The sequence below is a fragment of the Streptomyces longispororuber genome, from assembly GCF_014656095.1.
Classification (GTDB): domain Bacteria; phylum Actinomycetota; class Actinomycetes; order Streptomycetales; family Streptomycetaceae; genus Streptomyces; species Streptomyces longispororuber.
The window spans coordinates 1-11,849 of record NZ_BNBT01000204.1; the positions used below are offsets into that span (position 1 = coordinate 1).

The 11,849-nt window shown below is 74.9% G+C and carries 7 protein-coding genes and 1 pseudogene; 2 read left to right on the plus strand and 6 right to left on the minus strand.

Annotated elements, in window-relative coordinates; genetic code table 11:
* Positions 1–70: 70 nt before the first annotated feature.
* Positions 71–2,149 carry an alpha-1,4-glucan--maltose-1-phosphate maltosyltransferase gene (locus IE330_RS35345; protein WP_229926152.1) on the minus strand — a complete coding sequence of 693 codons (2,079 nt, stop codon included), beginning with the start codon at positions 2,147–2,149 and terminating at the stop codon, positions 71–73.
* 489 nt (positions 2,150–2,638) lie between these two features.
* Positions 2,639–2,860: pseudogene (locus IE330_RS39440) on the minus strand (DUF5133 domain-containing protein); the annotation flags it as partial.
* Positions 2,861–3,113: 253 nt separating this feature from the next.
* Here IE330_RS39440 and IE330_RS35350 point away from each other — a divergent pair.
* Positions 3,114–3,722 carry a pep a2 gene (locus tag IE330_RS35350; RefSeq protein WP_229926151.1) on the plus strand — a complete coding sequence of 203 codons (609 nt, stop codon included), beginning with the start codon at positions 3,114–3,116 and terminating at the stop codon, positions 3,720–3,722.
* Between the two features lie 12 nt (positions 3,723–3,734).
* A complete protein-coding gene (gene glgX / locus IE330_RS35355) occupies positions 3,735–5,852 on the plus strand; it encodes a glycogen debranching protein GlgX (protein WP_190140276.1) in 2,118 nt (705 codons plus the stop codon).
* Here the strand turns inward: glgX and IE330_RS35360 are convergent.
* From IE330_RS35360 to IE330_RS35375, 4 genes are all read right to left on the minus strand, one after another.
* Positions 5,849–7,225: a cryptochrome/photolyase family protein gene (locus tag IE330_RS35360; RefSeq protein WP_190140277.1), complete on the minus strand. Its 1,377-nt coding sequence runs from the start codon at positions 7,223–7,225 to the stop codon at positions 5,849–5,851. The two genes, glgX and IE330_RS35360, sit on opposite strands and share 4 nt — an antisense overlap.
* 165 nt (positions 7,226–7,390) lie before the next feature.
* A complete protein-coding gene (locus IE330_RS35365) occupies positions 7,391–8,947 on the minus strand; it encodes an SDR family oxidoreductase (protein WP_190140280.1) in 1,557 nt (518 codons plus the stop codon).
* Positions 8,948–9,297: 350 nt separating this feature from the next.
* On the minus strand, positions 9,298–10,131 hold the full coding sequence (locus tag IE330_RS35370) for an RNA polymerase sigma factor SigF (protein ID WP_190140278.1): 834 nt from the start codon (positions 10,129–10,131) through the stop codon (positions 9,298–9,300).
* A gap of 178 nt (positions 10,132–10,309) precedes the next feature.
* The coding region (locus IE330_RS35375; RefSeq protein WP_190140279.1) for a tetratricopeptide repeat protein at positions 10,310–11,849 on the minus strand (1,540 nt) is incomplete at its 5' end.

Genomic DNA, 11,849 nt, shown 5'->3' on the forward strand with positions numbered 1-11,849 from the left:
GTCCTTGGCGGGGGTGTCCTCGAAGGTGTCCTGGACGGGCTCATTGACGATCATGTGGGTGACCCTCCGATCAGCGGCGGGGAAGGTCGCGGGACGTGGCCGACTCACTCACCTCGCCGACGTCCCGGGCCCTCGTCGCGGCCGGCGCACCCGTCGCGGTCAGTACGTGGGCGCCGCCCGGCCCGAGCCGCACGTAGTTGGAGCTCCCCCAGTGGTAGGTCTCGCCGGTGAGTTCGTCGCGCACCGGCACGGAGGCGTGCCGGTCGAGGCCGAGCCGCGGCAGGTCCAGCGTGACCGTGGCCTCGTGGGTGTGGTGGGGGTCCAGGTTGACGACGACCACGACGACGTCCGGGCCCGCGCGCTTGCTGTAGACGAGCAGCGCGTCGTTGTCGGCATGGTGGAAGCGCAGGTTGCGGAGCAGGCGCAGCGCCGGGTGCCGCCGCCGGACGCGGTTGAGCGTGGTGAGCAGGGGCGCGAGGGTGCGGCCCTCGCGTTCGGCGGCGGCCCAGTCGCGCGGGCGCAGCTCGTACTTCTCCGAGTGCAGGTACTCCTCGCTGCCCGGGGCGGCGGGGGTGTTCTCGCACAGCTCGAACCCGCTGTACACGCCCCAGCTCGGGGAGAGCGTCGCGGCGAGCACGGCCCGCGCGGCGAACGCCGGCCGGCCGCCCTCCTGGAGGTACCCGGACAGGATGTCGGGGGTGTTCACGAACAGGTTGGGCCGCAGGTAGTGGGCCGTCTCGGTGGCCAGCTCCCGCAGGTGGTCGGTGAGTTCCGCCTTGGTGTCGCGCCAGGTGAAGTACGTGTACGACTGCTGGAAGCCGACGCGGGCCAGCGCCCGCATGACCGCGGGGCGGGTGAACGCCTCGGCGAGGAAGACGACGTCCGGGTCGGTGCCGTTGATGTCCGCGAGCACCCGTTCCCAGAACACCAGGGGCTTGGTGTGCGGGTTGTCCACGCGGAAGATCCGCACCCCGTGCCCCATCCAGAAGCGCAGCAGCCGGGTGGCTTCCGCGACGAGGCCTGGCAGGTCCTTGTCGAAGGCGATCGGGTAGATGTCCTGGTACTTCTTCGGCGGGTTCTCCGCGTACGCGACGGTGCCGTCGAGGCGGTGCGCGAACCACTCGGGGTGCCGGGTGACCCACGGGTGGTCCGGCGAGCACTGGAAGGCGAAGTCCAGGGCGACCTCAAGGCCGAGTTCACCGGCCCTGCGGACGAAGGCGTCGAAGTCGTCCAGGGTGCCCAGGTCCGGGTGGACCGCGTCGTGCCCGCCCTCCGCGGAGCCGATCGCCCAGGGCACCCCCACGTCGTGCGGCCCGGCGGTCAGCGAGTTGTCGGGCCCTTTGCGGAAGGTGCTGCCGATCGGGTGGACGGGCGGCAGGTACACCACGTCGAAGCCCATGTCCGCGATCGCGGGCAGCCGCTTCGCCGCCGTGCGGAAGGTGCCGGAGACGGGCGGCTCCCCCGGACGGAGCACCGCGCCCTCCGAACGGGGGAAGAACTCGTACCACGCGCCGAACAGCGCCCTCTCCCGCTCGACGAGCAGCGGCAGGGCCTCGGAGCGGGAGACCCGCTCCCGCAGGGGGTGGCGGGCGAGCGCGGCGTCCACCTCCGGGGTGAGCGCCGCCGCCAGGCGGGCGGCGGGCGGCCGGAGCCGGTCCTGGAGCGCCTCGGCGGCGGCGAGCAGCGCCCGGCGTCCCGCTCCGGGCGGGGCTCCCCCGGCGGCGCGCTTGTACAACAGTGCGCCCTCTTCGAGCGTCATGTCGGTGTCGGCCCCGGCCGGGATCTTGGCCGTGGCCGCGCGGCGCCACCGCGCGACGGGGTCGGACCAGGCCTCCACGGCGTACGTCCAGCGCCCCTCGGCGTCCGGCGTCACCTCCGCGCCCCAGCGGTCGCTGCCCGGGGAGAGTTCGCGCATCGGGGTCCAGGGGCCGCTCCGGCCGCCGGGGCCGGCCAGGACGACGTTGGCGCCGACCGCCTCGTGCCCCTCGCCGAAGACGGTGGCGGTGACCTGGAAGGTCTCGCCGGGGACCGCCTTGACGGGGCGGCGGCCGCCGTCGATGACCGGCTGGACGTCCAGGACGGGCACGGTCACGGTCCCGGTCCCGGTCCCGCACTCGGCGTCCGTGCCCGCGTCCGCGTCCGTGCCCATGGCCGTGTCCGTGTCCGTGTCCGTGCCCATGGCCGTGTCCGTGCCCATGGCCGTGTCCGTGTCCGTGCGAGCGGGTGTGGGTGTGGGCGTGTCCGTGGCCGCGTACGTGTCCGCATCGGCGTCCGTGTCCGCATCGGGGTCCGCGTCCGTCCCCGTGCCCGTCCCGGTCCCCGTCCCCGTGTCCGTGCCTGTGCACGTGCCTGTGCACGTGGCCGCGTCGGGCCGAACGGCGGACGGCGGGGCGGTGGGACGCGGGGCGGCGGACGGTGCGGTCGCCCGGCCGTGGGCGGCCGCGCCCAGGGCGGCACCGGCGGCCGGGAGCCCGGGGACGGGCGGCGGCGCGGGCGAGGGTGTCGCCGGAGCTGGACGCATCGTTCTCTCCTTCACCACTCGTCCTGACAGGGCCGCTCCCCGGTGGCGGAGCGCCCGGGCCACCCGGCCGCCGCCCGGCGCTCCGCCGGGCGGCGGCCGCAGTCCCACGTAGCGCTCCGCCGCGTCGGCGGCGACGCGTGCCGTGCACTCCCCCATCAGCACGCACAGGGTGTACGCGGCGCTCTCGAAGTGCGCCCGCGCGGTGCGGTCGGCCGGGTAGGTGAGCGTGAGGCGCTCCCAGGCCCGGTACCGGTCCAGGTACCGCGCGACTTCAGCTCTGGCAGGCAACAGCGTCACGCTCGTCACCTTCTTGTCGTGCCGTTGTGCGCGCGGGGCCACCTTGCCGAAGCCGTACCGCGGTGCACGGAGGGGTCGCGGATGTGCCGGTCGAATTTCCTACCCATGGTGCACGCCCGGCCACGCAGCGTCCTGTTGGATCTTCGAACGCCCGGCACACCCGTCTCGCGTTGCACGAATGGAGCAGTGCGGTCACATTGAGAACAACTCACAAGCGATCAATGGTCACGCTCCGCAGCCGGTAACCGTCCGGCGGGACGGCGGGCCAGGGGGTCGCTGAGAGGAGCCAAGAGCGATGAAGACCGCACTTCCCTGCTACTACCACCTCGACGTGGAGGTGAGCCCCGAGCGGATCGAGCAGGTCAGCCGCATTCTGGCCGCGCACCTCCGGCACTGGGGCCTGGAGACCCTGGCCGAGCGCGTCTGCCACTGTGTCGGCGTACTGCTGCGCGCGGTCGAGGAGAACGGCTCGGACAAGAACACCGGCATCGAGATGTGGTGGACCGGGCAGCACCTCATCACCGCCGTCTCGGACAACGAGCCCGACCTGCCCGACCCGCACTACGGGCCGCAGGGGTGCCTGGCGCAGATCGCCGCGCTGAGCGACGGCTGGGGCAACTACCCGGCGACCCACGGAAAGATCATCTGGTTCTCGCACCGCGCCCGCTCGCACGTGGGCGCCCGGCTGCGGCCCAGCACGCCCGCGCCCACCCTCCGCGAGGCGCGCCCGGAGCCGCGCGCCGTACCGGTCGCCGTCCTCACGAGCGCGGCGGACCCGCGGCCCGGCCTCGCCGCCGCGTCCGCGTCCGCCGGGGGCCGGACCGCCGGTGCCGCGATCGCCGGTGCCGCGACCGCGTCCGCGACCGCCGGCGCCGGGCAGCCGCCCGGCCACGTCCTCCCGTAGAAAGGCAGCAGCGTGCGCACCTGGACCGGACGCCCCTTCCCGCTCGGGGCCACCTACGACGGCGAGGGCACCAACTTCGCCCTCTTCAGCGCGGTCGCCGACCGTGTGGACCTCGTCCTCGTCCACGAGGACGGCTCGCACGACACCGCCGCCCTGACCGAGGTCGACGGCTTCGTCTGGCACTGCTACCTGCCCGGAGTGGGCCCGGGACAGCGCTACGGATACCGGGTGCACGGCCCGTGGGACCCCGCCGCGGGCCACCGGTGCAACCCCGCCAAGCTGCTCCTCGACCCCTACGCGCGGGCGTTCGAGGGCGAGGTGGACAACCACCCCTCGCTGTTCGAGCGGGCGGCCAACGGCCCCGAACCGGCCGACAGCGCCGGGCACACCCTGCTCTCCGTCGTCACCGACCCCTCGTTCGACTGGGAGGGCGACCGGCCGCCGCGGCACCCGTACGCCGAGTCCGTGATCTACGAGGCGCACGTGCGCGGCCTGTCCCTGCGCCACCCCGGCGTGCCCGCGGAGCTGCGCGGGACGTACGCGGGGCTGGCGTCGGACGCGGTGGTCGACCATCTCGTCTCCCTGGGGGTGACCGCGGTCGAGCTGATGCCGGTGCACCAGTACGTCCAGGACGGCTTCCTGCGCGACCGCGGCCTGTCCAACTACTGGGGCTACACCTCCATCGGCTTCTTCGCCCCGCACAACGCCTACGCGGCGCGCGGCTCCCGCGGCGAGCAGGTCGACGAGTTCAAGGCCATGGTCAAGAAGCTGCACGCGGCCGGACTCGAGGTCATCCTCGACGTGGTCTACAACCACACCGCGGAGGGCAACGAGAACGGCCCCACCCTCGCCTTCCGCGGCATCGACAACGCCTCGTACTACCGTCTCGTGGAGGACGACCCGGCGCGCTACTTCGACACCACCGGCACCGGTAACAGCCTGCTGATGCGCCACCCCAACGTGCTGCAACTGGTCATGGACTCGCTGCGCCACTGGGTCACCGAGATGCACGTCGACGGGTTCCGGTTCGACCTCGCGGCCACCCTCGCCCGGCAGTTCCACGACGTGGACCGGCTGTCGGCCTTCTTCGACCTGGTGCAGCAGGACCCCGTCGTCAGCCGGGTCAAGCTCATCGCCGAGCCGTGGGACGTCGGCGAGGGGGGCTACCAGGTCGGCAACTTCCCGCCGCTGTGGTCGGAGTGGAACGGCAAGTACCGGGACTCCGTACGGGACTTCTGGCGCGGCGCGGACCACGCGCTCGCCGAGTTCGCCTCCCGCCTGACCGGGTCCTCCGACCTGTACCAGCACGACCGCCGCCGGCCCCGGGCCAGTGTCAACTTCGTCACGGCGCACGACGGCTTCACCCTGCGCGACCTGGTGTCGTACGACGAGAAGCACAACGAGGCCAACGGCGAGGACAACCAGGACGGCGAGAACGACAACCGGTCCTGGAACTGCGGCGTCGAGGGCCCCACCACCGACCCGGCGGTCCTGGAGCTCCGGGCGCGCCAGCAGCGCAACCTCCTCGCCACACTGCTGCTCTCGCAGGGCATCCCGATGCTCGCCCACGGCGACGAGCTGGGCCGCACGCAGCGGGGCAACAACAACGCCTACTGCCAGGACAACGAGATCTCCTGGGTCGACTGGGACCTCGACGAGGACCGGCGCGCGCTCACCGCCTTCACCCGGCGGGCCATCGCCCTGCGCGCCGCCCACCCGGTGTTCCGGCGCCGCCGCTTCTTCCGCGGCGACACCCTCACGCACGAGGGGCAGCCGCTGCCCGACCTGGTGTGGCTGCGGCCCGACGCGCACGAGATGACGGACGAGGACTGGCAGCGGCCCGACGCCCACGCCGTCGGCGTCTTCTTCAACGGCGACGCGATCACCGAGCCGGACACCCAGGGCAGGCCCGTGGTGGACGACTCCTTCCTGCTCCTGGTGAACAGCCACCGGGAGCCGGTCGTCTTCCGGCTGCCGGACACCGCGTACGGCGAGCGCTGGACCACGCGGATCGACAGCTCCGACCCGCTCGGCCTCGCCGACGAGACCGAGCACAAGGCGGACAGCGAGGTACCGGTCGGCCCGCACACCCTGCTGCTGCTCTCCCGGCCGCCACTCACGCGCCGTTAGGGCTGCTTGCCGCGGGCCCGGCGGAAGCGGTCGAGGCCCTCGGCGAGGTCGACGATCCGGTCCGGGTAGCCGAGGGCGGCGCGGTCCCGGGCGGGGAGCTTCCACGGCTCGTGCGCCGCGGGTCCGGCGAGCCCGGAGAGTTCGGGGACCCAGCGGCGGACGTAGGCGCCGTCCGGGTCGTACTTCTTGCCCTGCGTGACCGGGTTGAGGACCCGGTTGGGGCGGCTGTCGGTGCCGGTGCCGGCCACCCACTGCCAGTTGAGCTGGTTGTTGGCCAGGTCGCCGTCGACCAGCCAGCGCAGGAAGTGGGCGGCGCCGACGCGCCAGTCGACGTACAGGGTCTTGGCGAGGAAGCTCGCGGTGAGCAGCCGGGCGCGGTTGTGCATCCAGCCCTCGTGGCGGAGCTGGCGCATGGCCGCGTCGACCACCGGGTAGCCGGTGCGGCCCTCGCGCCAGGCGTCGACGTCGGCGGCGGCGGCGCGCCCGGTGCGCCAGCGGTCGTGCTTGGTGCGGTAGTCGGCGCGGGCCGCCGCGGGCCGGGCGGCCAGGACCTGCCGGTGGAAGTCGCGCCAGGCGAGCTGCCGTACGAACGCCTCGGCGCCCGGGCCGCCGTGCCGGCGGGCGCGGTGCACCAGCTCCACCGGCGAGAGGGTGCCGAAGTGCAGGTGTGCGGAGAAGCGTGAGGTGGCGTCGGCGGCCAGGTCGTCGTGGGTGTCGCCGTAGGCCGCCAGGCCGCCGCGCCAGTAGGCGGTCAGCCGGGCGCGCGCCGCGCGCTCCCCGCCCGCGGGCAGCCCGGGGGACGCGTCGGCGCCCGCGCCGCGCCCGGAGAGGTCCTCGCCGCCCACCGCGTCGGGCACGCGCACCCGGCGCGGCGCGCCGACGGCCGGGCGCAGCGGCACCCGCTCCCACTTGCGGTGGTACGGGGTGAAGACGGCGAAGTGGTCGGAGGCGGCGGGGGTCACCTCGCCGGGCGGTACGGCGACCGTGACCGCGTCGTGCACGACCAGGCGGCGGCCCTCCGCCTCCAGCGCGGCCCGCAGCCGCTCCTCGCGGCGCGCGGCGTACCGGCCGTACCCGTCCGCCAGGTGCACCTCGCGGGCGTCCGCCTCGGCCGCCACGCGGCACACCTCCTCCGCCACGTCACCGGAGCGCACCACGAGCCGCCCACCGCGCTCGCGCAGCCCGGCGTCCAGGTCGGCCAGGCAGTCGGCGAGGAAGGCCGTGCGGTTGGGCGTGGCGAAACCGGCAGCCTCGACGGCGCGGTCCCGTACGAACAGCGGGACGACGGCGTCCGCCGAGGCCAGCGCGGCCCGCAGCGGCGGGTGGTCGTGCAGGCGCAGGTCGGACGTGAAGAGGACGAGGGAGACGTGCATGGGTGGGGCTTCTTCCGGTGGGGGCGGGGCGGTTGGGCGGGTCGTGGCGGGGCAGGGAGGCAGGTGTGCGGTCGGGGCCGCTCCACCGATGCCACCCGGGCGGCGACGATGCCCGGCACAGGCAGACGCCGACGAAGCCGCGGCGGCACCCGGCGCGGCTCGGTGTCACGGATGCGGCGGCGGTGGTGCCGTGGCCGGGTGGTGGGGCGCGGTGCGTTCGGCGGCGTGGACGATGTTGCGGGCCATGCCGCCGAAGACCACCGCGTGGAAGGGCGAGACGCTCCACCAGTACAGGTGGCCCAGGAGGCCGTGCGGGTGGAACACGGCGCGCTGCCGGTAGCGCGCGCCCCCGGGCTCGTCGTCGCCCACCCGCATCTCCAGCCACGCCAGGCCCGGCAGGCGCATCTCGGCGCGCAGCCGCAGCAGCCGGCCGCGTTCGATCTCCTCCACCCGCCAGAAGTCGAGCGAGTCGCCCGCCCTGAGCCGCCGGGCGTCGCGTCGGCCGCGGCGCAGCCCGACGCCGCCCGCGAGCCGGTCGAGCCAGCCGCGCACCGCCCAGGCGAGGGGGAAGGAGTACCAGCCGTTCTCGCCGCCGATGCCCTCGATGACGTCCCACAGCGCCGTCGGCGAGACGTGGGTGCGGCGTTCGCGCTCGTCGGTGTAGAGGCTGCCGCCCGCCCAGTCGGGGTCGGTGGGCAGCGGGTCGCTGGGCGCGCCGGGTACCGAGGCCGACGACCAGCGGGTGACGACCTGTGCCTCGCGGACGCGCTGCAGGGCGAGGGCGACGGCGCGGTCGAAGCCGATGGGGTGACCCGGCGGGCTGGGCACGTACCGCTCGATGTCGTTGTCGTGGCACACCACCTCGTGCCGCAGGGACTCCGTCAGGGGCCGGGCGATCCCGGCCGGGACGGGGGTCACCAGGCCCACCCAGTGGCTGGACAGGCGCGGGGTGAGGAGGGGCACGGGCAGGATGAGGCGGGCGGGCAGGCGCGCCACCGCCGCGTAGCGCCGCATCATGTCGAGGTACGTCAGCACGTCGGGGCCGCCGATGTCGAAGGTCCGGTTGACCTCGCGGGGCAGCCGGGCGCAGCCGGTGAGCAGGCGCAGCACGTCGCGCACGGCGATCGGCTGGACCCGGGTGCGCACCCAGCGCGGGGAGACCATCACGGGCAGCCGCTCGGTGAGGTAGCGCAGCATCTCGAAGCTGGCCGACCCGGAGCCGATGATGACGGCGGCGCGCAGCACGGCCGTCGGGACGCCGGAGGCGAGCAGGATGCGGCCGACCTCGGCGCGGGAGCGCAGGTGCGGCGAGAGGTCGCGTTCGGGCACCGTGTCGGGGGTGAGCCCGCCGAGGTAGACGATCCGGCCGACCCCGGCGCGCCGCGCCTGCTCGCCGAAGACGTGGGCCGCGTCGCGGTCGGTGGCCTCGAAGCCGCGGCCGGTGCCGAGGGCGTGCACGAGGTAGTAGGCCACGTCCACGCCGCTCATGGCCCGGGCGACCGAGGCGGGGTCGGTGACGTCGCCCCGGACGATCTCGACGCGGCCGACCCAGGGGTGGTCCCGCAGCTTGTGCGGGGTGCGGGCCAGGCAGCGCACCCGGTGGCCCGCGGCGAGCAGCTCCGGGACGAGGCGGCCGCCGATGTAGCCGGTGGCGCCGGTCACCAGGCAGGTCGGGGAGGCGCCCGCCGGGGGCGCGGGGGGTGTGGTGCGGTCGTCTGTCATGTCGGTCCCGTCGCCTGTCCGCTCGTCGTCCGCGGTGCTCACGTACGTGTCCTTCCTATCCACGGTGGGGACACGCCGGTCGGACGCGCGCGGGAGTGGGGCCGGGCGGGTGACGGGAGGGACGCGCGGGGCGCGGGACCGTCGCCGGGGGCGGAGCGCGCACAGCCCGCGGGGGCGGCGAACGTGTCGCCGCCCCCGCGGGCTGGGGCGCGGCCGGGGCGGGGCCCGGGGTCAGGCCGTTCGGGGGGCCACCCGGTCAGGCCCGGGCCGCTCGGCGGGAGGGGGAGCCGTGCGGCAGGGCCCGGGACCGGGGCCCTGACGGAGAGGGTCGTGCGGCGGGGCGCCCGGGGTCAGGCCGCTTCGGGGAGCAGTCCGGCGCGGAGCCGCTTGAGGATGCGGTTCAGCAGGCGGGAGACCTGCATCTGGGACACGCCGATGCGCTCGCCGATCTGCGCCTGCGTCAGCTCCTCCACGAAGCGCATGTGGACGATCTCCCGGTCGCGCTGCGAGAGCTCCCCGATCAGCGGGGCCAGGCTGTTGAAGTCCTCCACGCGCTCGTACCCGGCGTCCTCCACGCCGATGAAGTCGGCGAGGACGGCCTCGTTCTCGTCGCCGGAGCCGGTGAGCAGGGTGGTGTCGAGGGACGCCGAGGTGTAGGCGTTGGCCGCCTTGCGGGCCTCGCGGACCTCCTCCTCGGGGAGGGACATCAGCTCCGCGAGCTCGGCGACGGTGGGCTCGCGGTCGAGGCGGCTGGAGAGCTCCTCGGTCGCCTTGACCAGCTCGATGCGCGCCTCCTGGAGGCGGCGCGGCACGTGCACGGCCCAGCTCGTGTCGCGGAAGAACCGCTTGATCTCGCCGACGATGTAGGGCACGGCGAAGGTGGTGAACTCCACCTCGCGCGAGAGGTCGAAGCGGTCGATGGCCTTGATCAGACCGATCGTGCCGACCTGGACGACGTCCTCCCGGTCGTCGCCGCGGTTGCGGTAGCGGGAGGCCGCGTAGCGGACGAGGGAGAGGTTCAGCTCGATCAGCGTGTTCCGCACGTACTGGTACTCGTGCGTGCCCTCCTCGAGCACGGCGAGGCGGTCGAAGAACTGCCGGGACAGGACGCGGGCGTTGCGGGGCTCCACGGACAGGGGCTCTTCGATCAGCGGCAGTTCACCGTCCGTCCCCCCGCGCGTCACCGGCGTCTGAACCTCGGATACGGCACCTGTCGCGGCAGCCACACCTGTCACCTTTCACTCGACGGTTCCTCGAACCCCCTCCCCCGCCGGGGGGTGTGCCGTGCGTCTGCCCCGCGATCGCGCATCCATGCACATCGATCCGCAGGGAATCGAGAACAGGCCCGGCGGGGCCTTCGCCTCACTCCGGTACGGGCTCCGCCGCCAGGACCGACAGCAGGAGTCCGGCGTCCGTGTCGCCGGCCTCGGCGGCCCGGCGCAGTACGCCGCACAGGTACGGGCGGTCGGCCGGGTCGGTGAGCAGCGTGGCGAGTCCGACGGCGGCGTCGGTCTCGCCCGCCTCGGCGGCCGCCTTCCAGTGCGCGGCGGCCTCGTCCCGCCGACCGGTGCGGCGCAGCACGTCGCCGAGGTGGAACAGGGCCCCGCGGTGCCCGTGGCCGGCCGAGCGGCGGAGCAGGGTCTCGGCCTCGGCGAGGCGCTCCTGCCGGGTGAGGAGGAGGCCGAGGTTGAGCAGGGCGCCGGTGACGCCGCCGTCGGCCGCCTGCCGGTAGAGCGGCTCGGCGAGGTCCGGCCGGCCCTCGTCGCGGTGCAGGTTCGCCAGGTTGAAGCAGGCCCGGGGGTCGCCCGCGTCGACGCACCGCCGGTACCAGTACGCCGCGCGGTACGGGTCCCCGGCGGACCTGGCCGCGTGGGCGAGGCAGAACATCGCCTCGCCGCTCCCGGCCGCGACGGCCCGCAGCAGCAGCGGCTCGGCCTCGCTCCACCGGCCCTCCTCGCACAGCAGCAGGCCCCAGTTGGTGAGGCCGTCCGCGTCGCCCGCGGCGTACGCCCGCGCGTAGGCCGCCATGGCCTCGTCGGCGCGGCCGAGGTCCGCGAGGAGCACCCCGAGGTGGTACTCGGCGTCGGCGGCGCCCGCGAGGGCGGCGCTGCGCAGGCACGCCTCGGCGGCGGCGGTCTCGCCCCGGTCCATGTACAGCAGTCCGAGGTTGTTCCAGGCCTTGGCTTCGCCGCGCGTACCGGAGGCGGTGTACGCCCGTACGGCCTCGTCGTGGCGGCCGGTCGCGCGCAGCAGGTTGCCGAGGTTCAGCAGGACGGCGGCGTCCTCGGGGTCCGCCTGGGTGCGGTAGACCCGCTCGGCCTCCTCGTGGCGGCCGAGGTCGGCCAGGACCACGCCGAGGTTGTTGGCGGCCGGGGCGACCCCGGCGTCGGCGAGGGCACGCCACAGGCAGGCGCCGATGTCGGGGGCGTGGCGGGTGGCGTTGAGCGCGACGGTGAACATGGCGTCCAGGCCGTCGGCGGCGCCCAGTGCCTGGAACCAGGTGAACGGGTGGACGGGCAGGCCCTCGTCGTCCGCCGCCGCGGCCAGTTCGGGGTGGGCCCGCCAGGCGTCGCCGCCCGCGGGCAGCAGCATGCCGCTGACGCCGCACCGGACGGTGCCCGCCCAGGCCAGCGCGTCGGCTGCGGGCTCCGGTCGCAGTACGTCGCCGCCGCTGTCGGCGAGGTAGGGCCGGTGGGCGTCGAGGAGCAGGGCGGCGGGCAGCGGGCCGTCGAGTCCGGCCCGGACGAGGTCGATGCCGGCCCGGGTGAGCGCCGCACCCCGCGGCCGGCCCCCGGCCCGGTCGGCCAGCCGCAGCTCCCGCCACAGCCAGGGTCCCGCGGCGAGGCACTCGGCGACGCCGAGGGCCGCGTCGGCGCGGTCGGCGCGGGCCACGCGCCGGTCG

Bases quoted from the DNA above. Each gene is read 5' to 3' on its own strand.
- IE330_RS35360 (WP_190140277.1), bottom strand. From the start codon at position 7,225: ATGCACGTCTCCCTCGTCCTCTTCACGTCCGACCTGCGCCTGCACGAC.
- IE330_RS35365 (WP_190140280.1), bottom strand. From the start codon at position 8,947: ATGACAGACGACCGCACCACACCCCCCGCGCCCCCGGCGGGCGCCTCC.
- IE330_RS35345 (WP_229926152.1), bottom strand. From the start codon at position 2,149: ATGGGCACGGACGCGGACGCGGGCACGGACGCCGAGTGCGGGACCGGG.
- IE330_RS35350 (WP_229926151.1), top strand. From the start codon at position 3,114: ATGAAGACCGCACTTCCCTGCTACTACCACCTCGACGTGGAGGTGAGC.